The following is a 26,671-nucleotide window of genomic DNA, read 5'->3' as shown; positions in this document are numbered from 1 at the left end:
TGTCGCGCCGCCCGGTGAAAGCCGGTCGGATGCATGCGGACGTAGCTCAGTTGGTAGAGCGCAACCTTGCCAAGGTTGAGGTCGCGAGTTCGAGCCTCGTCGTCCGCTCAGGAAAGAAGACCCCGGTCCACGTGATCGGGGTCTTCTGCTTTCCCGAGGTTTCCCCAGGTTTCCCGGGTTTCCCGGAAAGATCTTGGCCGTCCGCCGCCGCGGGAGAAGTCGGCCTCCCGAACGCACCGCAGACGCTTCCCCACCTCCCGGCAGCGGAAAACGATCTGTGTCCGTGACCACATTCTTTCCGGCTGCCCACCGGACGGGCACAAGCACCCCGCGCGGTTGGCTATAGTGGTGCACGCACCGAGCGCTTCGGCGCCGGAGATGCGGACGTAGCTCAGTTGGTAGAGCGCAACCTTGCCAAGGTTGAGGTCGCGAGTTCGAGCCTCGTCGTCCGCTCCATACGAAAGGGCCCTGGTCTTCCGACCGGGGCCCTTTCCGTTTCCGTGGCCGCTCAGGACCAGTTGAGCCCGGTGAGCCGCTCGTACGCCTCGACGTACTTCGCGCGGGTCTGCGCCACGATCTCCGCCGGCAGCGGGGGCGGCGGCTGCTCGCTCGTACGGTCCCAGCCGGAGGCCGACGAGGTCAGCCAGTCCCGGACGAACTGCTTGTCGAACGACGGCTGGGCGCGGCCCGGCTGCCACTGGTCGGCCGGCCAGAACCGCGAGGAGTCCGGCGTGAGCACCTCGTCGGCGAGGGTCAGCGTCCGCGTGCCGTCCGCAGCCACCTCGTAGCCGAACTCGAACTTGGTGTCCGCCAGGACGATCCCGCGCTCGCGCGCGATGTCCCGGGCCCGGCCGTACACCGCGAGGGTCGCCTGGCGCAGCTGCGCGGCGGTCTCCGCGCCGACCTGGCGGGCGACCTCCTCGTAGGAGACGTTCTCGTCGTGCTCGCCGACCTCGGCCTTGGTGGCCGGGGTGAAGATCGGGCCGGGCAGCTCGGAGCCGTCCTCCAGGCCCTCGGGGAGTGCGAGGCCGCAGACCGTACGGCTCTGCTCGTACTCCTTGAGCCCGGAACCGGTGAGATAGCCGCGGGCCACGCACTCGACCGGGACCATCTCCAGGGACTTGCAGACCAGGGTCCGGCCCTCCCAGTCGGCGGGGGCGCCGGCCGGCACGTCGGTGGAGAGCACGTGGTTCGGCGCCAGGTCGGCGAGCTGGTCGAACCACCACAGCGAGAGCTGGGTGAGGACGCGCCCCTTGTCGGGAATCTCGGTCGGCAGCACCCAGTCGTACGCGGAGGTGCGGTCGCTGGCGACCATGATCAGGTCGCCGTCGGTGTTCTCGTAGAGGTCGCGCACCTTGCCGGTGTGGAGGTGGACCAGGCCCGGCACCTCCACAGGTTCGGGCTTTTCAACGAATCCGGACACGCTGCCTCCGCGTAGGTTGATCCAGGAGTCCTTCCGATTCTCGCGCATGCGGGGGCCCGGCAGCGCTTCAGGGTGGGCCGACGCGGCGCCCGCCCGGTCCCGCACGCCCTCCGGCGCCCGGCCCGGCCGTCCCGGTCGGCGCATGCGACCCCGGCCCACGCCTCCGCGCGCGGGCCGGGTACCGCTCAATCGCGTTTGCAGATGCGGTCGAGAAGATTGGCGGTCGCCCGCTGGATCCGCTCGTCGATGTGGCCCGGCCGGTCCAGCGCCGGCGACCAGGCGAAGGTGCCCGAGGCGAAGACCAGGGCACCGCTCGGCGCCCGGTACAGCGAGGTCTCCTGATGGCGGCGGACCCCCTCCCCGTCGCGGTACGGGGAGTGCGCCAGCAGCACCCGGCTGGTGTGCTCGGGCAGGCTCGTGCGCGGGAAGTACCGATCCGCCTCGCCGGCGACCAGCCCCGCCAGCTCGTCCCCCTCGTGCGCGCCGGTGGCCTCCCACAGCCAGTGGTCGCCGTTGCGGACCACCAGCGGCGCCGGCTCGGGCACCCGGCCCGCGTACTGGATGCCCATCAGCTCCTGCTCCGGCCGGCCCAGCTCGCGCCAGAGTGCGGGGCGCCCGGGGCCCTGGCGCTTGCGGCAGGTCAGCAGGGAGTCCGGGCCCGAGGGCGAGGGAGACAGCTCGACCTGCCAGTACATGGTGTTGGCGGAGAGGAAGACCAGGGAGGTGCCGCTGTCTCTGGCCCGCTCGGCCGCCTGCCGCATGGGGATTGACCAGTACTCGTCGTGGCCGGGGAAGACCAGGCCGCGGTAGCGCGACGGGTCGACGCGGCCGGCGTGCAGATCGCGGGCATCGGCGTAGGCGAGGTCGTAGCCGTACCGTTCCGCCCAGCGGATGAAATCGTATGCGTGCCCCACGTGCAGCGGCAGGCCGGCGCCCGCGAAGGGGCGGTCGAAGGACACCGTGACGGCCGCGTCCTTCTCGCCGAGCAGCGCGCCCTCCTCGTCCCAGGCGTGGTACAGGCTGGCGCCCGTCCGGCCGTCCTCGGGATAGAGGTTGTACGCCTGCCACGTGACGTCCGGGAGCAGCAGGAGCAGGTCGGCGGGGCGGTCGTCGCGGACGGTGAAGGGGACGTGGCTGCGGTAGCCGTCCTCGGTGGTCAGCACGGCGACGTACGCGCCGACGTTCCAGTACTCGGGGATCTGCAGCCGCCAGGAGAGCCACCAGTGGTGGCAGGAGACCGTGCGGTCGGCGGTGAGCGGGGCGGGCTGGACGATGCCCGAGAGCCGGGGACTGGTGGTGATCTTGGCGGCGCCGGTCGCCGCGTAGTGGCCGATCCGGTAGACGTCGATGCTGAACTGCTGCGGCGGGTCCACGGTGATCCGGAAGTCGATGGCCTCACCGGGGGCCACCGCGCCGGTCGCGGCGAAGCCCTTGATCTGGCGGTGCACGTCGTCGGCCGTGCGGGGGCCCGCGCAGGAGCGGGGCAGCGGCACGGGCGCGCCGTCCCGGGCGAGCACCGGATCGACGTACCAGGGGACCACCCGGCCGGAGTCGAAGTAGTTCTCACTGCCGCGCAGCCAAGGGAGTGGGCCCTGGCCGAACGGGTCCGTCACGGCATGCGCGAGCGCACCGGACTCCCACCGCCGGATCTGCTGTGTCCCCATGCTCCCACTCCCCTCCCACGCCCCACGTTCATCTCGCCTGTGCTGCCGCCCGTATGCGCTGGCCTGTCCGGGCTGCGGGTACGAGCCCGAGGTCACGGGCTCGTGGGTACAAGTTCGTTCGTAAGAGACACGGCGAGTACCCCCAGCACATCACATTACGCACTTGGACCGTCACCCTTCGTCGTGAATTTACGGGCGAGAACGGCTGAAAGGCGAACCGGGGAGGCATACCCACCGTCGCTCCGGGCCAGAGTGATCGGTTGGGCATGCGATACGACGGTGAGCACGGGGGCGTCGCACCCGCTGGGGGCGAGGTACGGGCGCGGAGCCCGAGGGCTGAGACGCGGCGGGGCAGGAGCCTGGCCGTCACCGGTGGGGCCGGCTGCGGTCCGTGGTCAGACGAGGCGTACGGGCTTGTCCGGGCGGACGCCCAGTTCACCGAGCCAGTCGCGCAGCGGGGCGGCGTCGCCGTCGTCCACCAGGCTGCGGACCGGGCGGCCGACGTCCGCCCGACGGGCGCCGTCGACCAGCAGCGCGGGCCCGTCCAGCCAGTCCAGGCCCGGAGCGGCGCCGGCGGTGTCCACGGCGGCGCAGCACACCATCGCCGTGACGTGGTCGGCGAGCAGCTCACGGCCCGAGCGAGGCGCCTGCAGGGGGAACAGCGGCACGCCGCCGTCGACCAGCCCGTCGCCCCAGGACGCCCCGGGCCCCGCGATCTCGGCGGTCTCCTGGGCCGGACCCGACGTACGCGCCGCGGCCTTGCGGTCGGCGGTGGCCCTGCGGTCGGCGGTGGCCCGCTCCTCCCGCTCCAGCTCGGTCACCAGACGTGCGGCGACCAGGTCGCTCGCCGCCTCGTCCCGGGCCAGCCGCTCGATCACCCGGGTCAGCGTGGGCCCGGCCACGGCGGGTCCGCCGCCGTCCGACGACGGGACGGCGTCCGCGGCACCGGCCGTCCGGCCCCGGTCGCCGAGCCGCTCGTCGGTCTCCCCGGGCGGCTCGCCGAGGCCCCGGCCCACCACGGGCTCGGCCGCCCCGAGAGGCTCGCCCACGGGCCCCTTCGTACCCACCGGCGCTGTCGCCCGTACGGGCTGTGCCGCGGCCTCCGTCCGTACCGCTTCCGTGGTCCGTACGGCCTCCGTGGCCCGTACGGCTTCCGTGGCCCGTACGGCTTCCGTCGTCCGTACGGCTTCCGTCGTCCGTGCCGCCTCCGTGGTCCGTACGGGCCGGGGCGCGGCAGTGCCCTCGTTCGGACCGGTGGCCGGGAGCGCGGGCAGGTCGTCCAGTACGCGGTGCAGGCGGGCGGCCTCCAGCCGCCACTTGCGGTCGACGACCTCCTCCGGATAGCGGTCCCAGGCGATCGGCGCCCAGTCGGGGCCGCTCTCGGCCGGGCCGCCGTGGAAGAGCCGGGCGGCCAGCAGGGAGGCGGCGCGGTCGATGGCGCCTGGCTCCTCCAGCAGGTCACAGGCCGGGCGCTCGCCCAGCCGAGAGGCGAAGCCCTCGGCGAGGCGGTCGCGGCGGGAGAGCTCGGTGAGCGCGGAGACCACGCCGGCGTCCAGCCGGGCCGGCCAGCGGCCCATCCGCCAGGCCGGCAGCGCGACCCGGGTCAGCAGCCGGTCCCAGCCCGCGTACGCCAGGCCCACCTGCTCCTGCGCGACGATGCGCAGGCCGTAGTCCACACCCTGGGCGCGCGCGGAGGCCGCGGCGGCGACGCCCCGCTCCATCTGCGTGGCGTGCTCGCCGCAGGCGCGCAGCAGCAGGCGGGCCACCCGGCCCACGAAGCGCAGCGGCAGGCCGCGGAGCGCGCCCCGGGCGCGGGCGGCGACCGCCACGGCGGCGTCCAGGCCGCGCACGAAGCGGCGCGCGGCCGCTATGTCGGGGTGGACCGAGGGGCCCGTACCGGCGACCACGGGGGCCAGCAGGGCACGCAGCTCGCCGACCCGCATCCACCACAGGAAGGGCGAGCCGATGACCAGGACCGGCGCCGGCGCCTGCCGGCCCGCGCCGTCGCCGGTCGCGCCGCGGGAGGCGGCCGGGCCTCCGGACGGGACGTGCGCGCGGTGCGTACGGTCCTCCAGCCAGCTGTCGCAGTCGGGAGTGAGCGCTATGGCGGAGGGCGCCGGGACCTCCAGGCGGTCGGCGAGGTCGCGCACCAGGCGGTACAGATCGGGCGCCGACTCCTCGGCGACCGGGACGGTGGGGCTGAGCGCGGGCCGGGCCCGGGCGACCACCGCGGCGACCAACGCCGCCAGCAGCAGCGCCACCACCGCGATGCCCGTCACGATCCAGCGGGCGAGGGCCCAGCCGCCGGAATTCCAGGAGCCGAGCCCACCGGTCGCGGCCCCGGCGAAGAGCACCACGGCCAGCGCGGCCGGCAGCACGGCCGCACCGAGCGCCGCGCCGCGGATCCGCAGCACCGCGAGCGCCCTGGCGCGTGCTGCCTGTTCGCCTGCCTCCGGACCTGCCACGAGCCTGTACACCCCCTGCTGTCCTGCTTGAACGGGACGGAGAGATCACGGGACGGAAGAGACCGGCAACATGTCGGCGGCCGCTCGCGACCGTCGGCGCGTTGCTCGTTCTCCACCACTCTGGCACCGGCCACTGACATCGCAATGCCGGTGAGCCACTTGCCGGACGTCTCAGGGGCGGCCGGGCCGGGAAGCGGAACGGACACCACAGGACGCTTGCGCGGAACCCTAGTTGGGGCGCCGCCACACGTCAGCCGTTAACCGGTTCGGTCACTCGATGGAATGGCTTTGGGTAAAGCAAGGAACCGGCCGTCGGACGGCCGGTTCCTGTGAACGGGGCGGGACCAGGCCTCATCGGAGGCCGGACGGTCCGGCCTCATCGGAGGCCGGACGGTCCCGGGGCGGCTCCTCAGCCGGCCTGCTCCGCAGCCTTGGCAGCGATGTCCGTGCGGTGGTGGGACCCGTCGAGGGAGATCCGGCCGACGGCGGTGTACGCGCGGTCCCGAGCAGTGGCCAGATCAGCCCCGGCGGCGGTCACGGACAGTACCCGGCCGCCGGCGCTGAGAACCCGGCCGTCCGCGTCGTACCGGGTGCCCGCGTGCAGGACGTACGCCTCGGGCGCGTCCTGCTCGGCCACCGCGTCCAGACCGGTGATCGGGTCCCCCGTACGCGGGGTGCCCGGGTAGTTGTGCGAGGCGATGACGACCGTGACGGCCGCGCCGTCGCTCCAGCGCAGCGGCGGGAGGGCGGCGAGGTTCCCGGTCGCCGAGGCCATCAGCAGGCCCGCGAGCGGGGTCTGCAGCCGGGCGAGGACGACCTGGGTCTCCGGGTCGCCGAAGCGCGCGTTGAACTCGATCACGCGGACGCCGCGCGAGGTGATCGCCAGACCGGCGTACAGCAGGCCGGAGAACGGGGTACCGCGGCGCCGCAGCTCGTCCACGGTGGGCTGCAGGACGGTCTGCAGGACCTCGTCGACCAGCTTCGGGTCGGCCCACGGCAGCGGGCTGTACGCGCCCATGCCGCCGGTGTTCGGGCCCTCGTCGCCGTCCAGGGCGCGCTTGAAGTCCTGGGCGGGCTGGAGCGGTACGACGGTCTCGCCGTCGGTGACCGCGAAGAGGGAGACCTCGGGGCCGTCGAGGAACTCCTCGATCACTGCCCGCCCGTCTCCCGCCACCGCCCCGGAAGGAGTCGCTGCGCGACGCTGTGACACGCAGGCCAGCGCGTGCGTCCGGGCCGTCTCCACGTCGTCCGTCACCACGACGCCCTTGCCGGCGGCGAGGCCGTCGTCCTTGACCACGTACGGCGCACCGAACGCGTCCAGGGCCTCGTCGATCTCGGCGGGGGTGGTGCAGACGTAGCTGCGGGCCGTCGGCACGCCGGCGGCGGCCATCACGTCCTTGGCGAAGGCCTTGGAGCCCTCCAGTTGCGCGGCGTCGGCCGAGGGGCCGAAGACCGGGATGCCGCGGTCGCGCACGGCGTCGGCGACACCGGCCACGAGCGGCGCCTCCGGGCCTACGACGACCAGCTCGGCCTGCAGGCTCTGGGCCAGCTCGGCAACGGCCGCGCCGTCGAGCGCGTCCACCGGGTGGAGCTCGGCCACCTCGGCAATGCCGGCGTTGCCGGGAGCGCAGTGCAGCGCGGTGACGTCGGGGTCGAGGGACAGGGAGCGGCACAGGGCGTGTTCGCGGGCGCCGCCGCCGATGACGAGGACCTTCACAGGAGCAGCCTAGTCGTCCCGGGTGAGGGCACACCGTGGCGCCCCAAGGGGCGAGACGCTCCGCCCCCACCTCGCAGGCAAGAACGGCTGTGAGATCGGTCGAAGTCGCCGCCGCTTCGGCCACCCGAACGAACACAAGCGGGCACGGCTGGTCCAAGATGCGCATAGGTACTGCTGAACAGGGATAAACAGGTACAGCCCGGCGAACGGGTACAGCCGATCGAGGGACGCGCGCGTGTCCCCTTCCTGGGTACCTAGGCGGGGTCCGCGGGGTGTAGCAACTCCTTCGAGTGAGGCCGGGAACAGGCCTATACCTGATCCCGCGCCACTTCCGGGCGGAAATAGCTCGATCCTGGCGGCAACGCCAGCCGTTCGGCGGTAGGAAGGGTGTCGCGTGCCACGGCCGTCTCCATCGCCACGCGCGCACCGCACGTATCTTCAACAGGGAGTGCACGGGTGAGCCAGCCGGAGATGCAGCCCGAGAGGCCTCCTGAGGGGCCCCCTCGGGAGGAAGGCGAGGACGCGCAGGGGCGGGATCGCGGTGATCTCACCGGCCGTGCCTTCCCGCTCGGCGACTGGGGAGAACCGGCCGAGCGCCTGGACGAGCTCTACCAATGGGCCGAGACCGGCGCGCTGCACGTCATCGACTGGTACCTCGCGGACCGCGTCGCCAAGCGGCGCACCGCACGGATCCTACGCGCCGGTGCCGCCGCCGGCGTCTCGGCGGGCGCACTGCTGCCACTCCTCGGCCTCACAGGCGCGCTGGAGGACGGCACGCAGTACGGCTACCTCGCGCTGCTGCTCGCCGCCGTCTGCGCCGGCTGCGACCGCTTCTTCGGCGTCACCGCGGGCTGGATGCGGGACGTGGCCGCGGCCCAGGCCGTACAGCGACGACTGGAGGCGCTGCAGTTCGACTGGGCGTCCGAGAGCGTGCGCGAGGTCCTCGGCCCCACCGAGGGCACCGCCGCCGAGGCCGCCGAACGCTGCCTGACCGTGCTGCGGCGCTTCAACGAGGACATCGCGGAGCTCGTACGCTCCGAGACGACCGACTGGATGATGGCGTTCCGCACCGGCCCGGTGCCGACGGGGAACCACACGGCACCCGCCCCGTGGGGGCCCCCGCGCCAGGAGACCGCCCCGGACCGCACGGGCCGCATCGTCCTCCCGCCGGGCACCCGCCCGAACATGCCGCGCCAGCGACCGCCCGAGCCGCCCCGGTGACCGACCCAGCCACCTGGTGATCCGGCCGGGTTGTCCTGGTGGCCGGCCGAGTCGCCTGGTGATCAGGCCGGGTTGTCCTGGTGGCCGGCCCAGCCGCCCGGTGATCAGGCCGGGTTGTCCTGGTGGCCGGCCCAGCCGCCCGGTGGCCGGTCGAGTCGTCCTGGAAACCGGCCCAGCCACCCAGTGATCCGGCCGAGACGCCCCGGTGGCCGACCCAGCCGCCCGGTGGCCGGCCGAGTCGCCCCGGTGGTCGACCGGGCCCCGCGCCCCGGCCCGGACGCCGTACGCCGGCCCGGACGCCGTACGCCGGCCCGGACGCCGTACGCCGGTCAGCTGAAGACGATCATCGATCCCTGGCCCAGACTGCGGGTCGCCGCCGCATGCAGACCGAGCCACACATGGCGCTCCCGGGCGAACGGGCCGTCGTCGGCGACCGGCCCCTCCACCCGCTCCTCCAGCTTCGTCGGCCGATCCGGGGGCGTCGGCGCGGCCGGCGGATTGGCCGGGTCGATGCCGATGGCCGGCGCGACCAACTCCAGCTCCCGCAACAACCCGTGCGAAGAACCCAACGGACCGCCCCCGGCCAGAAGTTCCTCGTTCGCCAGCGGATGCGGGAAGTCCACCGGCACGTACGCCCCCGCGTGGTCGTAATGCCACACCAGATGCGACTCCTGGGCCGTGCTCTCGAACATCTCCAACAACTGCTCGTAGTCACCGCCCAGTTCGTCCACCGGCGACACGGCGAGCCCGCATATCTGGAGCAGGTACGCGCGGCGCAGGAAATGCAGCGCGTCGTAGTCGAAACCGGCGACCGGCGCGACGTCCCCGGAAAGGCCCGGCATGTAGTTGAAGACCGGTACGGGCGGCAGTCCCGCCTCGTTCAGCGCTTTGTCGTAGGCGGCGAGCTCTTCGGAGAAGGGATTGTCGGGGCTGTGGCACAGCACGTCGACGAGGGGGACGAGCCACAGGTCACATGCCACAAGTTCTCGCTTCCGTTCGGGTCCGGCAGACGAAGCCGATGGTCGGGACAGCGTAGTGCTAGGCGAGGTTCTCGACGAGGGCGAGGGCATGGGCGTTGTACTCGCGGACCAGGCGCTGCGCCGTGCCCAGCTCGCGGTGCACGACCGCGTCCGCCAACTCCTGATGGCCCTGCCACAGATGACCGCCCAGGTCCGCCTTGGCACGCAGCATCGGCACCGCGAACACCCACCCCTGTACCCGCATCCGGTCCAGGAAATCGGCGATACAGGGATTCCCCACGAGATTCCCGAACTCCCGCCAGAACCGCAGGTCGTAGCCGATCAGTACGTCCAGGTCCCCGCACCGCGCCGACCGCTCCGCCTCCTCGGCGCGACGCCGGAGGGAAACCAGCGCATCGGACGTCACCCCGTGCATCAGCTCCTCCGCACGCGTACGGAAGACCCCCTCCACCACCAGCGTGCGGGCCTCGACCATCGCCCGGTAATCGGCCGCCGTGAACGTGTGCACGCAGAAACCACGGTGCTGCTCCACATCCAGCAGCCCCTGCGCGACGAGGTCGAGCAGCGCCTCGCGCACCGGTGTCGCCGACACCCCGTACTGCTCGGCGATCTCCTTGACGGTGAACTGGTGGCCCGCGGGCAGCCGTCCGGCCAGCACCTCGTCACGCAGCGCGTCCGCGATCTGCTGTCGGAGCGTGCTGCGCTGGATGACTCCGCTGACCGGCCCGGCGGGCATCGTGTCCGTCTCCTTCCGCGACCGCGCGGCGGAAGCGCGGCCCTCGCTCTCACGATAGGCGAGCGTCGCGCGAGACGGATGGGACAGTGGTGACGAAACCGACGCCGGACCGGCCCACAACCAGAAATCGGCAGCGGACCGGCCCGGCCGGGGACACAGGGAAACCAGCCCTTGCGGGAGTCAGTCCCTGCGGGAGTCAGCTCCTGTGCGGTAGGTGGGGACGTCAGACAGACCGTGGGCGTTACCGGGGGGGGCGGAACGTCAGGCCGCACGCGGCACGGCGGGACGTCAGACCGTGTGCGCGTCCGCCGCGGTCAGGGCCTCGTCGAGCGCGGCCAGGCCCTCCTTGGCCTCCGTCTCCGTGACCGTGCACGGCGGAACCACATGCGTACGGTTCATGTTCACGAACGGCCACAGACCCCGCTCCTTGCACGCCGCCGCGAACTCCGCCATCGGGGCGTTGTCCGCGCCCGACGCGTTGTACGGCACCAGCGGCTCGTGCGTCTCACGGTTCCTGACCAGCTCCAGCGCCCAGAACACGCCCATGCCGCGTACCTCGCCCACCGACGGGTGCCGCTCGGCGATGTCCTGCAACGCCGGGCCGATGATCTTCTCGCCGATCTCCGCCGCGTTCTCCACGATCCGCTCCTCCGCCATCGCGTTGATCGTCGCGACCGCGGAAGCACAGGCCAGCGGGTGACCGGAGTACGTCAGACCACCCGGGTAGGGGCGCTTGTCGAAGGTCGCGGCGATCTCCGCGGAGATCGCGACACCGCCCAGCGGCACATAACCGCTGTTCACGCCCTTGGCGAAGGTCATCAGGTCCGGCGTCACGTCGAAGTGGTCGGCGGCGAACCAACGGCCCGTGCGCCCGAAGCCCGCCATGACCTCGTCCAGGATGAAGACGATGCCGTACCGGTCGCAGATCTCCCGCACACCGGCGAGGTAGCCGGGCGGCGGAACCATGATGCCGGCGGTGCCCGGAATGGTCTCCAGGATGATCGCGGCGATCGACTGCGGCCCCTCGAAGGCGATGGTGTCCTCCAGGTGGCGCAGCGCGCGCTCGCACTCCTGCTGCTTGTTCTCCGCGTGGAAGGGCGAGCGGTACAGGAACGGGCCCCAGAAATGCACCACGCCGGCCGACGCGGTGTCCGAGGCCCAGCGGCGCGGATCACCGGTGAGGTTGATCGCCGCCGCGGTCGCACCGTGGTACGAGCGGTACGTCGACAGCACCTTGGACCGGCCGGTGTGCAGCCGCGCCATACGGACGGCGTTCTCCACGGCCTCGGCGCCGCCGTTGGTGAAGAAGATCTTGTCCAGGTCGCCGGGTGTGCGCTCCGCGATCAGCCGCGCAGCCTCGGATCGCACGTCCACGGCGAAGCCCGGGGCCAGCGTGCACAGCTTGCCGGCCTGCTCCTGGATCGCCGCCACGACCTTCGGGTGCTGATGCCCGATGTTCGTGTTGACCAGCTGCGAACTGAAATCCAGGTAGCGGTTGCCCTCGTAGTCCCACATGTACGAGCCCTCGGCGCCCGCGATCGGCAGCGGGTCTATCAGGCCCTGCGCCGACCAGGAGTGGAAGACGTGGGCACGGTCGGCGGCCTTCACGGCCGCGCCGGCAGCGGGGTCTGGTTGCGTCGTGGTCACGGTCACTACCTCGGATCGCTTCGGGCCGCCAGGACATCGGGAACGCGGGAACACGCCGTACCGGAGGACGCTGCGCTACGAGGACGCCGTACCGCGAAGACGCTGCGTGCGCTGCCGGAGCGCTGATCAGCGAGACGCTGCACTGCGACCACCTGCACGACGACCACGCCGTACTGCGAGAACGCGGGAACGTGGGGCGGCGGACGCCTCCAGCCTATGGATCACCGCGCGGATGGCGGTACCGACAGTGTGTACGGGAGTGGGGGGAGGGTCCGACAGGTTGTCGATGGGTGAGGGGCGGCGGGGGGCCTCCCCCCCGCCCCTACCCCCGCCCCGCCCCCGTGCGCTCAGTCGTCATCGTCGTCGTCCTCGTCGCTGTCGTGGTCCGCCACCGGTATCGCCTTCGGGTGGCCGTCGGTGCACCGGATCGCGTACGTACGGTCGTCGCCGTCGTCCAGCGGTTCGAACTCGATCGTGGCGACGCCCGAGGGCCCCCGCTTCACGGTGTCCATGTGGTACCCCGAGGCCGGACTCCACACCGTGAGGTACACCCGGCCGTCGGGCCGACATTCGGCGGTGGCGCTGCCTCCGGTGACGTTGACGGTGCCCATCTGCGCGGCGGAGCCGGCGGAGGACGACGTGTCACCGTGAGACGACGTGTCACCGGGAGTCTGCGTGCCGCCTTCGGACGGCTTACCGGAGCCGCTCGCGTCCGGGGCGGCGGGGCCGGTGGCACTGCCGCCGGGGCCCGGGGAACCGTTGGGCCGGGGGGAGGTGCGGGCGGCGGCGAGCTTCTGGCGGACCCCGGCGTCATCGAGCGGCTCGGCCCGGCTGTTCCGCGCTCCCATGTCGGTATTGGCCAGCGACCATGCGCCCAGGCCGCCCGCTCCCGCGAACGCGCAGAGCCATACGGCGGTCACCACCGCGCCTCGCCACTTCATCGCGCGTCCTCCTTTCCCGTTCCTGTATTCCGTGTTTCCCGGTGTTGCTGTGTTTCCCGGTGTTGCTGTGCTTCCCCGTGTTGCTGTGGTCGCCGGGGCCTCGTCCTGGTCCGGGCGACGTCCGCCTGGTCCCGTTCGGTCTTGCCTGATCCTCACTCCGTCTGTTCGGCCTCGGCCGTTCTTACTCTGTCCGTTCGGTCTCCGTGGTTCTCACTCTGCCTGCTCGGGCGGAGGCCGAGCGGTTTTCCACAGGGCGGATTCGCCGTGTGCGGGGGCTCGATCGGGTGAGGCGATTGTCCACAGCGTCCGCGCCCCGGTGGCGGAAACCTCCGCAACGTACGCGTGGAGCTCACCGGACCAGGCACGATCCAGGCTCCCGCACCGTTCCCTAACGTCCGGTTAAGGCAGGCACAAAGGCTGCGGCCGACCGCCCGGACGAGATCATCGCTGGTTACCGTGGCGGCATGTCCCACCTGCTCGTCGTCGAGGACGACCCCCAATTGCGCAGCGCGCTGGTGCGGGCGCTGCGGGACCGCGGCCATGCCGTGGCCACTGCCGCGACCGGGATGTCCGGCCTCGATGCCGCCGTCACCGACCGTCCCGACCTGATCGTGCTGGATCTCGGACTGCCCGACGTGGACGGTGCCCAGGTCTTGCGGATGCTGCGCGCGGTCAGCGACGTACCGATCATCGTGGCCACCGCGCGCGACGAGGAGGGCGACATGGTCGCGGTGCTCGACGACGGCGCGGACGACTACATCGTCAAGCCGTTCGGCGCCGCGCAGCTGGACGCGCGGATCAAGGCGGTGCTGCGCCGGCTGGGGACCGCCGAGCCGGAGGCTCCGCTGCGGGTCGGCGGGCTGGTGCTGGACACGGCGGCGCGCGAGGTCGTGCTGGACGGCGTGCCGCTGGATCTCACGCCGCGGGAGTTCGACCTGCTGGCCCATCTCGCCCGTCGCGCCGGCCAGGTGGTGTCGCGCCGGGAGCTGCTCGCGGAGGTGTGGCAGCAGCCGCTCGGCGGCGCGGACAAGACGGTGGACGTCCATCTGTCGTGGTTGCGCCGGAAGCTGGGGGAGACGGCCCAGAAGCCCCGGTATCTGCACACCGTCCGTACGGTGGGCGTCAAGCTCGCGGCTCCCGACAGCGACGCCGGGGACGGCGACGGTGCGGGTGACGGCGCGGATGACAGTGCGGGTGACGGCAGTGGCGGCGGCGCGTCGCGGCGTGCGGAGTAGCGCCGATGCGTCTCCGGATTCTGCTGGTCACCGCGTTGACCACGGCGCTCGTCCTGGCGGCCCTTCTGGTGCCGCTCGCGATCCTCACCCGTAGTCACGCCGCGGACCGGGCGACCGCGGATGCGACCGCCCGTGCGCAGTCGCTGGCGGCCGGCATCGGTACGGCGCTGGCCCACCCCGGCCCCGAGGGCAGCCGGGCGACCGCCGCGTCGCTGGTCACGGCCGCCAACGGGGCGAGTTTGCCGCAGACGTCGGTGATCCTCGCCGACGGGACGGTGCTGGGCCCGCCGGCGCGCGTCACGGATGCCGTCCGCCTGGCGCGTTACGGGCGTGCGTTCGCGTACGCGCCGCCTGGAGGTGGTCAGGTCGTCCTGGTCCCCGTGCAGGGCACCTCGGGCGGCACCGCCGTCGTGCATGTCGCGCTGACCGACCAGCAGTTGTACGCGGGGACGCTGCCGTCCTGGCTGGCGTTCGCCGGGCTCGGTGTCGGGCTGGTGCTGCTGGGGCTGCTGGTCGCGGACCGGCTGGGTGCCCGGCTGGTCGGTTCGACGCGGCGGCTGGCGAAGGTCGCGGACCGGTTGGCGGCCGGTGACCTGACCGCCCGTGCGGAGCCGGAGGGGCCGCCGGAGCTGCGTCTGGTGGCCGGCGAGTTGAACAACCTCGCGAGCCGTATCGAGGGCTTCCTGACCGCCGAGCGGGAGAACGCGGCGGATCTGGCGCACCGCCTCCGTACGCCGGTGGCCGCGCTGCGTCTGGATGCCGAGGGGTTGCGTGATCCGGCGGAGGCGGAGCGGATCGCGGCGGACGTGGCGGCGTTGGAGCACAGCGTGGACGAGGTCATCCGTACGGCGCGCAAGCCGTTGCGGGAGGCCGCCGGCTACGGCGGTGCGGGCGGCCCTGGCGGCAGGGGTGGCGATGCGCCGTGTGTCGACCTGGCGGCGGTGGCCCGTGAGCGGGCGGATTTCTGGCGGCCGCTGGCCGAGGATCAGGGGCGCACGCTGGGCTTTCACGCTCCTGATGCGCCGGTGCCCGTCCGGGCGGACGAAGCGGAGCTCGCGGCGGCGGTCGATGCACTCATCGGAAATGTCTTCGACCACACGCCGGAGGGCGTGGGCATGCGCCTGTCCGTGTCCGCTGCCGAGCACGGGCACCAGGGCGGCGCGGCGGGTGCCCGTACCGGGGGCGGCGGTGTGCTGGTCATCGAGGACGACGGGCCCGGCTTCCCCGAGGGGCACGTACCGCAGCGGGGCAAGAGCGGCGGTGGTTCGACGGGGCTCGGCCTGGACATCGTGCGCCGTGTCGCCGAGGAGTCCGGGGGCAGCACGGTGCTGACGACAGCGCGTGGGGCGAGTGGCAGGGGCACGGTCCGGGGGGACGGGGGTGCGGTCGCCGGTGGCGCGGGCGGCGGCCGTGGTGCCCGGGTGGAGGCGCATCTCGGCGGTCCGTCGGCGTAGTTCCCGCCCGCTTCCGAACCGCCCGTGGGCCTTCCCGGTACGCCGCTCCCGTACCGTTCACCAGCCCCTTCCCCTCCCCGTCACGCCGCGTGCGGTTCCGTCGGGGTGAAGACCTTGCGGGTGGCGCGGCGCCAGGCGTTGGCGGTGAGGTCCGGGCGGAGGGCGGAGAGCGCGCCGCAGTACTTGGTGAACTCGGCCGGGCGGACGCCATAGGTGTGCAGCAGTCGGTCGGCTTCGGTCAGATGGCCGTCGGTCTTGGACTCGACCAGGACCAGTCCGCCGTCGGCACGGACGGAACGGCCGGTGCGCGGGTCGTGGCAGACCATGCCGGCGTCGCAGGTGATGCGCTGGCCGTCGGCCACGAAGGTCGCCCGCTGGTAGTCGGTGACGAGCGAGGTGGCGAGGTCGGTGGGGGCCGTCATGTCGTACGTGCGGCGCAGTACCGAGGAGAGGAATTCGCTCGGCGCCCGGTCCAGCGCGGTGTCGCCGGGCAGCATCGGCTGCCGGAACTTGACCGTTTCACCGCGCCCGCTCTTGAGCTTGATCTCGAACTGTCGTTCGCCGGTGTCCTCGTAGAGCCGCTCCCGGATCTTGTAGCGGAGCCGTCGTCCCTGCCGGTGGTCGTGGAAGGCGCGCAGGTCGGGAGTGTCGTAGTAGAGGGAGTTGTACCGGAACCAGCGGCGGCCGTTGATGCACAGCGACTTGAAGGGGCCACCGGGGCGCTTGGGGTCGGTGAGCCGAGCCGCGAAGTCGGCGAAGGTCTCGACCGGCACGAGATAGCTGTTGTCGTGCCGGGCCAGCAGTTCGGCACGGGCCTGGACCTCGGCGAGGGTGACGGGATGGGCGGCCAGTGCAGCCCGGGCGATGGCGCGTACGGCGGGGTTCACACGGTCTCCTTCGAGGCGTTGGCGGTACGTCCGGAGGGGAGGTCGGTGGTGCGGTCGGGGCGGTGCGCGGTGGGGCCGTGGTCGGGTACGTGGGGCGAACGGTCGGCGCGGTACCGGTCCGGTTCCGCGGGCGCCTGGTGCTCGGTCGCCTTGTGAGGCGTACGAGCGACGGCGGACGAACGTTCCATCTCGCGGTAGCGGACGTCCACGACCGTCACGTCCCGGACGAAGTCGACCTGCTTGACGGTCCAGTTCAGCGGCTCGCCCACCCGGTGGGCGAGGTCGGCGCGGAGCGCGGCCGGATCGGTGTGCACGGTGTCGAGCGTGACCACCGTGCGGCGGCTCCGGGTCAGCAACTTGGGGTGGTCGGCGCACCAGATGACGAAGAGCAGCAGGACGGTGAAGACCGTCGCGTAGCCGAGCTCCAGCTGCGGGAGTCCGCACAGCAGGCCGAGGACGAGGGTCGTGAAGTAGTACGCGACCTCTTCGTGCTGGATGGAGTCGGAGCGGAGCCGGATGATCGAGAGCACGCCGAAAAGGCCGAAAGCCAGTGCTGTGCCGCCGCTGCCGTTGACTTCCGCGAGCGCCGCGACGACCGAGAAGAGCGCGACGTTCAGGGCCAGGTAGGCCGGTACCAGGTCGCGCCGCCGGTGCCGCGGGTAGTACACGGCGAAGGTGAGCACGCACACGGCGGCGAGATCGAGCCCGAGATGGGCGGCCAGCTGTCCGAGAGTAGTCATCGCTTACCTCGTCCGGTCACGGGTGGCCGTCCCGTTCGGCGGCCACGTCCCCTGCGATTCGCTCCCGGGGCGCGGCGGGGAAGCCGCTCGTCGGGAGGCACAGGAAAAACGTAGGAACCGGCGGGTTAAGGGCGCCCCTCATCGGCGTTAAGGAAGGCGCGTGGGGGCAGCGAGGAATGTGAGTTGGGGGGCCGTGAGGGACGTGAGTGGGAGGCGGCGAGGAGCGCGAGTGGGGGCGTCCGCGGCCGAAGGTCACCACACGTGTTTCTTCAGTCCCGCCCGCCCCTGTAGCCACTGCGGCTACTCTCCTGTTCACCACACGCAGCTCCGCCGCAGAGGCTCGTGCCGTGTGGTGCCGGGCCGCATGCCACTGGGAGGGTTCCGCATGCCCATCAGTCGTCGAGGGTTCGTCGCCGCGGCCGTGGCCGGCTCCGCCACCGCCCTGCTCGCCTCACCTGCCCGTGCGCTCACGGCCCCGGTCACCCCGGCGGCCCGCCGCTCCGCCGCGGCGGCCGATCCCGCTCGGTGGATGTCCGCGCTGCAGGACGGCATCCCGCTGACCCGGCTGACCATTCCCGGTACGCACGACACCTGCGCCACGGACCCGATGAACGGGACGGAGTGGTCGCACACCCAGAACATGGGCATATCGGAGCAACTGCGCCGCGGCATACGGTTCTTCGACATCCGGCTCGGTACGCCGCCCCCGGACGTGCCCGGCGAACTCGGCGTCTATCACGGCTCGTACTACCAGGACATCACGTTCAACACCGTCCTCGATCAGTGCAGGGACTTCCTGCGGGCTTCGCCGGACGACACCGTGCTGATGCGCGTCAAGAACGAGCACGGACTCACCGATGCCCAGCTCGGCGACAAGTTCGCCGAGTACCTGGGGCCGAAGGGCTACGGCGACCTCTTCCTCGTCCAGCCTTCGCTTCCGACGCTCGGCGCGGCCCGTGGCAAGGTCGTACTGATCACCCAGTTCGCTTCCTCGCTGAGCGCGCCCGCCTGGCCCGCGGGCGACAACGGCACCTTCTCCAACGAGTGGTTCGAACTGCAGGACCACTACGCGACGTCGGTCGACACCAAGCGGCAGGACATCCTGCGCCACCTCGACGCCGCGACGGCCCACCAGGACTCCGGCCGGCTGTATCTGAACTTCACCAGTCTCGCCCCGGACGCGGCCAATGGCTTCCGCTGGCCCAAGCACCTCGCCGACGCGGTCATGCCCGCCGTCCTGGACTACCTGTCGGGCCATCAGCAACCCGGCGTCCACCTCGGCGTCGTCGTCATGGACTTCCCCGAATTCCACCCCCCTGCCATCGAATCGCTCATCGCCCGCAATTTCCCCTCGAGCACGACTGCCTGACCAACGCACCCGCCGGACCGATCGTTCCCGCCTCGTGACGCCCCGGCTGCCCGCGTGCGATCCCCGGCGGCCTACGCTCGGCTGACGATGCCGTAACGCCACAGGACGCGACGGCAACGGCGAAGCGAACGGGGAGGGCGCCGGGCATGGACGGTCTCAAGGGGCTGACGGCCGAGGACCCGCGGACGATCGGCGCCTACCGCCTGCTCGGGCGGCTGGGCACCGGCGGCATGGGGCGGGTGTATCTGGCGCGCTCCGAGGGCGGCAGGACCGTGGCCGTGAAGCTGGTCAAGGCCGAGCTGGCGGTCGAGCAGGAGTTCCGGGACCGGTTCCGGGCCGAGGTGGCGGCGGCGCGGCGGGTGGGCGGCCGGTGGACCGCGCCCGTACTGGACGCCGACACCGAGGCGGACATCCCGTGGGTGGCGACCGGGTACATCGCGGGCCCGGCGCTGAGCGAGGTCGTGGAGGGCACGTACGGGGCACTGCCGGAGTACGGGGTCAGGCGGCTCGCCTACGGGCTGTCCAGCGCGCTGCTCGACATCCACGGCGTCGGCCTGGTGCACCGCGACCTGAAGCCGTCCAATGTGCTGCTGACCATCGACGGCCCCCGCGTCATCGACTTCGGTATCGCGCGGGCACTGGACGCGGTGAGCGAGCACACCCAGACCCGCACGGGCATGGTCGTCGGCTCGCCGAGCTTCATGTCACCCGAGCAGGTGCGCGGCGAACGGATCACGCCGGCCAGTGACGTCTTCTGCCTGGGTTCGGTGCTCGCGTACGCGGCGTCCGGACAGATGCCCTTCGGGTCGCCGGCATCGGGCGTGCACGCGGTGATGTTCCGCGTCGCCGAGTCCGCGCCCGACCTGGACTCCGTGCCGAAGCACCTGCGGGAGCTGATCGGCAGCTGCCTGGCGAAGAACCCGGAGGAGCGGCCGGCGCCGGAGGACATCGTCTCGGAGATCGGTCCGGTGAGCAGCGGCGGAGCGAGCTCGCCGTGGTTGCCGGCTCAGCTGGTCGCCCAGTTGGGGCAGCACGCCGTACGCCTGCTGGACACGGACACGCCGCCTTCGGGGCAGCCGGCACGCGGACGTACGGGGGAGACGGGCGGACGTACGGGAGAGACGGGCGGACGTACGGGAGAGACGGGCGGACGTACGGGAGAGACGGGCGGCGCGCCCCCTTCGGAGCGCTCGGAGTCACGGACGACGGTCCTGCCGACCGGCTCGGCAACGGCGCCGGGCAGCGCGCACGTGCCCGACGGCGGGCCGGGGTCGGGTGGCCCGCACGGCGGCCCGGACGGCGGCCCGGACGGCTCCGGGGGCGGCGCTCCTGCCCCTGCCCCGGCCCCGGCCGCGCCGCGGCGGCGCCGCTGGCCTCTGGCGCTCGGCGCTGTCGTCGCGGTGGTCGCCGCGGCCGGTGTGGCGACGTTCACCGTGCCCGCGCTGGGCGGGGGCGGACGGAGCGGCGGCGGGTCGGACATCCCGGCGGCGTACGTGGGCACCTGGACCGGGTTCGTGGAGCGGGACGGCGTGCCCACGGGGCAGCAGCGGCGGTTCGTGATCTCGCACGGGTCGGTGGGCGAGGTGGTCGCCAACAGCATCAGCCTCGGCGCCACGTACGAGTGCAAGAGCGACGGGAAGCTGGTGTCCGTGTCGGACGCGAACGGGCTGCGGCTGGACACCAAGGTGGTGCGCTCCGCACCCGAGGGGCGCTGCTCGGCACTGGGTGAGCACAGCCTGAAGCGCGGGTCGCACGGCACCCTCGTGTGGAACGCGGCGGGGCGTACGGCGACGCTGCGTCCGGCGGACCACGAGGTGGTGCCGACGGCGTACCTGGGTACGTGGGAGCGGCCGAACGCCGACGGGGTGGGCACCCAGCGGGTGACGATCGAACGCAGGCCCGTGGGCAGCCCCGCCGTGACGATCGAGGTGCGGGGCAGCGGCGGGCACTGCACGGCACGTGCGGACTTCTACTCGGCCGACGGGAAGCTGACGGTCGGCCCCTCGGTGGTGCAGCGGCGCGCCCCCGGATGCACGGCCAGCAGTTCGTCGTACTTCCGGATCGCGGGCGACGGCTCTCTCGTGCGCGAGTTCCGCGGCAACGACAAGCAGCCGCGTACCTACACGAAGGTGCAGTGAACGCGGCTGCCGGCCGTCACTCGTGAGGGCGCCGCCACGAGGGCGCGGCCATCGTGGGGCAGGGGCCACGGGCCCCTTGGAGTGCCTGGGACCGTGCCTCAGTCCAGGAACGAGTTGATCTGGATCGTCTCGTCGCGGCCCGGGCCGACGCCGATGGCGGAGATCGGGGCGCCCGACATGTCCTCCAGCGCCTTGACGTACGCCTGGGCGTTCTTCGGGAGCTCGGCGAAGGTCTTGGCCTTGGTGATGTCCTCGGACCAGCCCGGGAGCATCTCGTAGACCGGCTTCGCGTGGTGGAAGTCGCTCTGGTTGTGCGGCAGCTCCTCGACCCGCTTGCCGTCGATCTCGTAGGCGACGCAGACCGGGATCTGCTCCCAGCCGGTCAGCACGTCGAGCTTGGTCAGGAAGAAGTCGGTGAGGCCGTTGACGCGGGTCGCGTAGCGCGCGATGACCGCGTCGAACCAGCCGCAGCGACGGTCACGGCCGGTGGTCACACCGCGCTCGCCACCGATGGTGCGCAGTGCCTCGCCGTCCTCGTCGAACAGCTCGGTCGGGAACGGGCCGGCGCCGACACGCGTGGTGTACGCCTTGAGGATGCCGATGACCCGGTTGATCTTGGTCGGGCCGACGCCCGCACCGGTGCAGGCACCGCCGGCGGTCGGGTTCGACGAGGTCACGAAGGGGTACGTGCCGTGGTCGACGTCCAGGAGCGTGCCCTGGCCGCCCTCGAAGAGGACGACCTTGCCCTCGTCGATGGCGTCGTTGAGGATCAGCGTGGTGTCGGCCACGTAGCCCTTGATCTGGTCGGCGTAGCCGAGCATCTCCTCGACGACCTGCTCGGCGACCACCGCGCGGTGGTTGTAGAGCTTGGCGAGCACCTGGTTCTTGAAGTCGAGGGCCGCCTCGACCTTCTGGAGCAGGATCGACTCGTCGAAGAGGTCCTGCACCCGGATGCCGGTGCGGTTGATCTTGTCGGCGTAGGTCGGGCCGATGCCGCGGCCCGTGGTGCCGATCTTGCGCTTGCCGAGGAAGCGCTCCGTCACCTTGTCGACGGTGATGTTGTACGGCGTGATCAGGTGCGCGTTGCCGCTGATCAGCAGCTTGGACGTGTCGACGCCGCGCTCGTTCAGTCCGCTCAGCTCGGAGAGCAGGACCGCCGGGTCGACGACGACGCCGTTACCGATGACCGGGGTGCACCCCGGCGAGAGGATCCCGGAAGGGAGCAGGTGCAGTGCGTACTTCTGGTCGCCCACGACGACCGTGTGGCCGGCATTGTTGCCGCCCTGATAGCGCACTACATAGTCGACGGACCCACCGAGCAGGTCGGTGGCCTTTCCCTTGCCCTCGTCACCCCACTGAGCACCGAGCAGCACAAGTGCGGGCACAGGCGTACACCCCTTCCGGGCGGGGCATGTCCAACGTGCGAGCGGCTCACTGCCTGGTGCAGCCGCCGCGCGAGCCGTCGAACCGGTGCCCCGGATAGACGAAGCCCCTGGCGCAACAACGACAGGGGCTCTTGCACCGAGAGATTACCCAACATTTCTCTCGGGCGACGAACAGGACAGTCCCGGGGCGCCCGGCCGGCGCCGGGGCACGGGGCCTGCGGCGGTCGCGACGACCGTTTTGCCCCCTTCCCGTCCGAGTCCGTTCCCCGAGAGAACGCAAGCCCTAGGAAGGACCGAGGTGTCGGCTCCAGACCTTGCCGGGCGCTCCCTGCTCGTGGTCATCGACCCGGTCGCCCGCCGTGTGGACGGCGAGTCCGTACGCATCGCCAAGGACGTCCTGTCTGCGGCCGCGACCACGAAGATCTGCTTCCCGGACGATCCCGGGGAATTCGCCCGGGTGCTCGCCCGAAGGGGGCAACGCCGCCCCGTGGTGATCGGCGACGACCGCGCCCTGATGCGCACGGTCGAGCTGCTCCACAAGGAGCGTGAGCTGGCCCGGGTGGCCCTGTCGCTGGTACCCGTCGGGGCGCCGCCCGGGGTGGCCCTGTGCCGGGCGCTGGGCGTCCCCACGGACACCGTGTCCGCCGCGCGCGCCGTCCTGGACGGGCAGGAACGCGCCCTCGACCTGCTGTCCGACGACAGCGACGGGATCGTGCTGGGCGGGCTGCGCATTCCGGGCGGCGACGTGGCCGAGCAGCCCGCACCGGCGCCGCGTGCGGCCGCGGAGGAGCCCGTCGTACCCGCGCAGCAGCCCTGGTGGTCCCCGGCCGCACGGACCGCCCGAGCGGCCTTCTCGCTGCTCACGGCGCCCGTCCCGGGTGGCGGCGGGAGCCGCGCCCGGCGCGGCGAGCGGGTACTGCCGCGGCTGCGGGTGGAGGCGGACGGCGTGGTGCTGGCCGACCTGGACCGGCCGGTGCACCGCGTGTCGGTCGCGCCCGTGGGGTGCACGGCGGCGCACGGAACGGAGCCGCGCGACGGGGCGGCGTGCGCGTCGCAGGAGCCGCAGGGGCTGGCCGAGGTGGTCGTGCAGTGGCAGGCCTCGGAGGCGCCGGTACGGGTACGGGCGCGGGCCGTGACGGTGTCCGGGCCCGATTTCCACTACCGGGCCGACGCGCTGATCGGCGGGCCGGTCAGGACGCGGACCTGGACGGTCCAGCCCTCCGCGTGGCGGTTGACGCTCCCCCGGAAGTGACCCCGCGGCGGGGGTGACGCTTCTCACGCCCGGATCTGCGGCTGCGGAGAAATCCACGGCTCCGGTCGCGGGCGCGCGACCTCAGCCGGGCAGACGGCCTTCGTCCTCGGCCTCCTGCTGGGCGCGCAGCTGGTCACGGTGCGCCCGCCAGCGCTCCATCATCACGGTCAGCTCCTGCTGCATGAACTCGAAGAACGCGAGGGTCTCACCGACCCGGCGACCGGCCGGCGAGCTCTCGCCGAGGCTGTCCACGCCTTCGCGCAGCGCCGTTTCCAGGCGGGTCATGTTGCTGTTCTTGCGGGTCAGCGCCTCGTGCCACTGCTCGCTGTGCACCCGGTACCGGTCGCGCCGGGAACCGGGCTCGCGCTCCCGGCCGACCATGCCGACCTGCGAGAGGTAGCGGATCGCGCCGGAGACGGCGGCGGGGCTGATGCTCAGCCGTTCGCTGATCTCCGCGGAGGTGAGCACGCCGGAGTCCGAGGAGATCAGACAGGAGAACACCCGGGCGGGCATCCGCTGCATTCCCGCGTCCACGAGCTGCGCGGCGAAGCGCTCCACGAACTGGGCAACCGCCTCGTCGTCCCGCCGTTCCACCCACTGCTCCTCGCTCATCTGCTCATCCTCTCCCGAACCCCCGGCGACCGACGACGCGCGCTCCGACTCCCTCGCACGCTCCTCGATTTTATACGCTTCCTTAACTTCACAAGTTTGTGAAAGTAGCGTATGTTCAAAATCATGACTGCAGCAACAGACCCGGCAGCGGCGGTCCACGTCGCCGGTCTCCACAAGTCGTTCGGGCGCACCCGCGCGCTCGATGGTCTCGACCTCACCGTCACCCCTGGCGAGGTTCACGGCTTCCTCGGCCCCAACGGCGCCGGGAAGTCCACCACCATCCGTGTCCTGCTGGGCCTGCTGCGCGCCGACCGCGGAGACGCCCGCCTGCTGGGCAAGGACCCCTGGCACGACGCGGTCGCACTGCACCGCCGCATCGCGTACGTGCCCGGGGACGTGACGCTGTGGCGCAACCTCTCCGGCGGCGAGGTCATAGACCTCTACGGCCGCCTCCGCGGCGGGCTCGACAACGCCCGCAGGGCCAGGCTGCTGGAGCACTTCGAGCTCGACCCCACCAAGAAGGGGCGTACGTACTCCAAGGGCAACCGACAGAAGGTCGCCCTGGTCGCCGCCTTCGCCTCCGACGCGGACCTGCTGATCCTCGACGAGCCGACCTCCGGCCTCGACCCGCTGATGGAGGAGGTCTTCCAGGAGTGCGTCCTGGAGGCACGCGACCGCGGACGCACGGTCCTGCTCTCCAGTCACCTCCTGTCCGAGGTCGAGGCGTTGTGCGACCGGGTCAGCATCATCCGCAAGGGCCGGACCGTGGAGAGCGGCTCGCTCGCCGACCTCCGCCACCTCACCCGCACCTCCGTCGCCGCGGAGCTGGCCGGCCCGCCCGACGGGCTGTCCCGCCTCCCCGGCGTGCACGGCCTCGACGTGCAGGGCAACCGGGTGCGGCTCCAGGTCGACACCGACAAGCTCGACGCCGTACTGCGCTCCCTCACCACCTCCGGCGTACGCAGCCTGACGAGTACGCCGCCGACGCTGGAGGAGCTGTTCCTGCGGCACTACCAGGACGAGTTGGGCGGCGAACCGGGCGACGGGTACCACCGCACCGACGCCGCCACGAAGGCAGCCGTTCGACCGTCCGGCGCGGAGCCCTCCGACGCCGAAGGGGTGACCACGCGATGACCGCCGTACTCGCCGGCCCCGCCGTCCGGAGCGGGACCCGCGACCTGGCCGGCACCGGCACCCTGCTCCGCCTCGCCCTGCGTCGCGACCGGCTGATGATCCCGCTGTGGGTCCTGCTGCTCGGGCTGACGGTGGCAAGCCTGGGCGGCTCCTTCGAAGCGCTCTACGACACCGCGGCCCAGCGCTCCGAGCTGGCCCGGTCGATGAACGCCAACGCCTCCATGCGCGCGCTGTACGGGCCGGTGTTCGGCGATTCGATCGGCGGACTGGTCGCCTGGCGCATGGCCGGCTTCGGAGCGGTGCTCGCCGCCGTGATGAGCCTGCTCATCGTCGTACGGCACACCAGGGAGGAAGAGGAGACGGGCCGTCAGGAAATGCTGTCGGCGGCCATGGTCGGCCGCCGCGCGCCGATCACCGCCGCCCTGCTGACCGCGTTCCTCGCCAACATCGCCCTGGCGCTGGTCATCGGCGCCGGCCTCACCGCCTCAGGTCAACCGGCCGCGGGCTCGTTGGCGCTCGGCCTGGCCATCGGCGGTTGCGGCATCTTCTTCGCGGGCGTCGCCACCATCGCCGCACAACTCACCGAGAGCGCACGGCTCGCCAAGGGTCTGACGGGCGCCGTCGTGGGGCTCGCCTTCGTCCTGCGGGCCGCGGGCGACGCCGCGACCGCCGACGGGTCCTCGCCGCTGACGTGGATCTCGCCGATCGGCTGGTCCCAGCATCTTCGGGCCTACGCCGACGAACGCTGGTGGGTACTCCTGCTGTTGGCCGCCGGCACGGGCGCCACGGCATACGCCGGGTACGCACTGACCGCGCGGCGCGACCTCGGGATGAGCTTCCTGCCCGCGCGGCCGGGGCCGGCCCGTGCGCCGGCGTCACTGAACGGCGCGTTCGGCCTCGCCTGGCGACTCCAGCGCATGACACTGCTCGGCTGGACGATCGGATTCGTGGTGGCCGGCGGGGTGTTCGGTGGCATCGCCAACGGCGCCCCCGACATGGTCGGCGACAACGAACAGACCCGGCAGATCCTGGAACGGATGGGCGGCGCCCAGGCGCTGACCGACACGTTCCTGGCCACCATGGCCGGCATGCTGGGCATGGTCGCGGCCCTCTACGCGACGGGCGCGGTGCTGCGGTTGCGCGGTGAGGAGACCGGCGACCGGGCCGAACCGGTACTGGCCGGCGCGGTCGGACGGCTGCGCTGGGTGGCGAGCCACCTGGTGGTCGCGTTCCTCGGCACGGGCGTGGTGCTGGCTGCCGGCGGAGTGGGGCTGGCGATCGGGTACGGGAGCACCACCGGTGACATGGGCGGACGGTTCGGCCCCATCGTGGGTGCGACGCTGGCGCAGATACCGGCGGTCTGGGTCCTGACCGGGCTCGCCACCTTCCTGTTCGGCGTCCTCCCGAAGCTCGCCACGGCGGCCTGGGGGCTGGTCGGGGTGTCCCTGGCCCTCGGCTGGATCGGCCCCGCGCTCGATCTTCCGCAGTGGGCGATGGACCTCTCCCCCTTCAGCCACCTCCCGAAGCTCCCGGGCGGCGACGTGACGGCGACCCCCTTCGTATGGCTGCTGCTCATAGCCGCCGTGAGCACGACCCTCGGCCTCGTGGGGGCGAAGCGCCGGGACATGGGGTGACGTCGAAGTGACCTACGGGGGCGGCGGGACGGGCCCG

At 72.2% G+C, this 26,671-nt stretch carries 20 protein-coding genes and 2 tRNA genes; 10 read left to right on the top strand and 12 right to left on the bottom strand.

Going from position 1 to position 26,671, the window contains the following annotated elements; translation table 11 throughout:
* The first annotated feature begins 35 nt into the window (after window positions 1-35).
* Both IF20_RS19030 and IF20_RS19025 read left to right on the top strand, forming a co-directional pair.
* Window positions 36-108, top strand: a tRNA-Gly gene (locus IF20_RS19030).
* Window positions 109-380: 272 nt separating this feature from the next.
* Window positions 381-456: transfer RNA gene (locus IF20_RS19025), tRNA-Gly, on the top strand.
* Between the two features lie 52 nt (window positions 457-508).
* On the opposite strand, the gene IF20_RS19020 is transcribed toward IF20_RS19025, so the two are convergent.
* From IF20_RS19020 to purD, 4 genes are all read right to left on the bottom strand, one after another.
* A complete protein-coding gene (locus IF20_RS19020) occupies window positions 509-1,423 on the bottom strand; it encodes a phosphoribosylaminoimidazolesuccinocarboxamide synthase (protein ID WP_052866484.1) in 915 nt (304 codons plus the stop codon).
* Window positions 1,424-1,608: 185 nt separating this feature from the next.
* Window positions 1,609-3,087, bottom strand: a complete 1,479-nt coding sequence (locus tag IF20_RS19015; RefSeq protein WP_052866368.1) for a N,N-dimethylformamidase beta subunit family domain-containing protein — start codon at window positions 3,085-3,087, stop codon at window positions 1,609-1,611.
* Window positions 3,088-3,482: 395 nt separating this feature from the next.
* Window positions 3,483-5,552: a hypothetical protein gene (locus tag IF20_RS19010; RefSeq protein ID WP_234426712.1), complete on the bottom strand. Its 2,070-nt coding sequence runs from the start codon at window positions 5,550-5,552 to the stop codon at window positions 3,483-3,485.
* A gap of 409 nt (window positions 5,553-5,961) precedes the next feature.
* Window positions 5,962-7,269 (bottom strand): phosphoribosylamine--glycine ligase, encoded by a 1,308-nt coding sequence (gene purD / locus IF20_RS19005; protein WP_052866367.1) that lies wholly within the window; start codon window positions 7,267-7,269, stop codon window positions 5,962-5,964.
* Between the two features lie 456 nt (window positions 7,270-7,725).
* Between purD and IF20_RS19000 the strand changes: the two genes are divergently transcribed.
* Entirely contained in the window at window positions 7,726-8,490 is a 765-nt protein-coding gene (locus tag IF20_RS19000; RefSeq protein ID WP_052866366.1) for an SLATT domain-containing protein, read from the top strand.
* Between the two features lie 329 nt (window positions 8,491-8,819).
* Here IF20_RS19000 and IF20_RS18995 read toward each other — a convergent pair whose 3' ends face one another.
* The 4 genes from IF20_RS18995 to IF20_RS18980 all read right to left on the bottom strand — a co-directional run bounded on the left by IF20_RS18995 (window position 8,820) and on the right by IF20_RS18980 (window position 12,794).
* A complete protein-coding gene (locus tag IF20_RS18995; protein ID WP_052866365.1) occupies window positions 8,820-9,470 on the bottom strand; it encodes a hypothetical protein in 651 nt (216 codons plus the stop codon).
* A gap of 58 nt (window positions 9,471-9,528) precedes the next feature.
* Complete coding sequence (locus IF20_RS18990) at window positions 9,529-10,206, bottom strand: GntR family transcriptional regulator (RefSeq protein WP_052866364.1); 678 nt, start codon at window positions 10,204-10,206, stop codon at window positions 9,529-9,531.
* 288 nt (window positions 10,207-10,494) lie between these two features.
* Window positions 10,495-11,853 carry an aspartate aminotransferase family protein gene (locus IF20_RS18985; RefSeq protein ID WP_052866482.1) on the bottom strand — a complete coding sequence of 453 codons (1,359 nt, stop codon included), beginning with the start codon at window positions 11,851-11,853 and terminating at the stop codon, window positions 10,495-10,497.
* Window positions 11,854-12,200: 347 nt separating this feature from the next.
* A complete protein-coding gene (locus IF20_RS18980; protein ID WP_052866363.1) occupies window positions 12,201-12,794 on the bottom strand; it encodes a hypothetical protein in 594 nt (197 codons plus the stop codon).
* A 464-nt stretch (window positions 12,795-13,258) separates the two neighbouring features.
* Here IF20_RS18980 and IF20_RS18975 point away from each other — a divergent pair, with 464 nt between their 5' ends.
* Window positions 13,259-14,029: a response regulator transcription factor gene (locus IF20_RS18975; protein ID WP_110944306.1), complete on the top strand. Its 771-nt coding sequence runs from the start codon at window positions 13,259-13,261 to the stop codon at window positions 14,027-14,029.
* A gap of 5 nt (window positions 14,030-14,034) precedes the next feature.
* On the top strand, window positions 14,035-15,483 hold the full coding sequence (locus tag IF20_RS18970) for a sensor histidine kinase (RefSeq protein WP_052866362.1): 1,449 nt from the start codon (window positions 14,035-14,037) through the stop codon (window positions 15,481-15,483).
* Between the two features lie 80 nt (window positions 15,484-15,563).
* Here IF20_RS18970 and IF20_RS18965 read toward each other — a convergent pair whose 3' ends face one another.
* On the bottom strand, window positions 15,564-16,370 hold the full coding sequence (locus IF20_RS18965; protein ID WP_052866361.1) for a polyphosphate polymerase domain-containing protein: 807 nt from the start codon (window positions 16,368-16,370) through the stop codon (window positions 15,564-15,566).
* Entirely contained in the window at window positions 16,367-17,110 is a 744-nt protein-coding gene (locus IF20_RS18960) for a DUF4956 domain-containing protein (protein ID WP_199896650.1), read from the bottom strand. Before IF20_RS18960 ends, IF20_RS18965 begins: the two co-directional genes overlap by 4 nt.
* Before the next feature lie 385 nt (window positions 17,111-17,495).
* Here IF20_RS18960 and IF20_RS18955 point away from each other — a divergent pair, with 385 nt between their 5' ends.
* Together IF20_RS18955 and IF20_RS18950 are read left to right on the top strand one after the other, a co-directional pair.
* Window positions 17,496-18,479 (top strand): phosphatidylinositol-specific phospholipase C, encoded by a 984-nt coding sequence (locus IF20_RS18955; RefSeq protein WP_052866360.1) that lies wholly within the window; start codon window positions 17,496-17,498, stop codon window positions 18,477-18,479.
* Window positions 18,480-18,625: 146 nt separating this feature from the next.
* A complete protein-coding gene (locus IF20_RS18950; RefSeq protein ID WP_052866359.1) occupies window positions 18,626-20,617 on the top strand; it encodes a serine/threonine-protein kinase in 1,992 nt (663 codons plus the stop codon).
* Window positions 20,618-20,715: 98 nt separating this feature from the next.
* On the opposite strand, the gene IF20_RS18945 is transcribed toward IF20_RS18950, so the two are convergent.
* The gene (locus IF20_RS18945) at window positions 20,716-22,002 is read right to left on the bottom strand and encodes an adenylosuccinate synthase (RefSeq protein WP_052866358.1); all 1,287 of its coding nucleotides are present in this window, start codon (window positions 22,000-22,002) and stop codon (window positions 20,716-20,718) included.
* 298 nt (window positions 22,003-22,300) lie between these two features.
* Here IF20_RS18945 and IF20_RS18940 point away from each other — a divergent pair, with 298 nt between their 5' ends.
* The gene (locus IF20_RS18940) at window positions 22,301-23,254 is read left to right on the top strand and encodes a diacylglycerol kinase family protein (RefSeq protein ID WP_052866357.1); all 954 of its coding nucleotides are present in this window, start codon (window positions 22,301-22,303) and stop codon (window positions 23,252-23,254) included.
* An 81-nt stretch (window positions 23,255-23,335) separates the two neighbouring features.
* Here IF20_RS18940 and IF20_RS18935 read toward each other — a convergent pair whose 3' ends face one another.
* On the bottom strand, window positions 23,336-23,866 hold the full coding sequence (locus IF20_RS18935; RefSeq protein ID WP_052866356.1) for a GbsR/MarR family transcriptional regulator: 531 nt from the start codon (window positions 23,864-23,866) through the stop codon (window positions 23,336-23,338).
* 123 nt (window positions 23,867-23,989) lie between these two features.
* Between IF20_RS18935 and IF20_RS18930 the strand changes: the two genes are divergently transcribed.
* Together IF20_RS18930 and IF20_RS18925 are read left to right on the top strand one after the other, a co-directional pair.
* Entirely contained in the window at window positions 23,990-25,000 is a 1,011-nt protein-coding gene (locus tag IF20_RS18930) for an ABC transporter ATP-binding protein (RefSeq protein ID WP_052866481.1), read from the top strand.
* Window positions 24,997-26,634, top strand: a complete 1,638-nt coding sequence (locus tag IF20_RS18925) for an ABC transporter permease (protein WP_052866355.1) — start codon at window positions 24,997-24,999, stop codon at window positions 26,632-26,634. Before IF20_RS18930 ends, IF20_RS18925 begins: the two co-directional genes overlap by 4 nt.
* Window positions 26,635-26,671 lie beyond the last annotated feature (37 nt).

This window comes from Streptomyces niger, assembly GCF_000718305.1.
Taxonomy (GTDB): Bacteria; Actinomycetota; Actinomycetes; order Streptomycetales; family Streptomycetaceae; genus Streptomyces; species Streptomyces niger.
The sequence above is the reverse complement of the archived record's forward strand: the minus strand, read 5'-3'. Positions and strand labels throughout refer to the sequence as shown.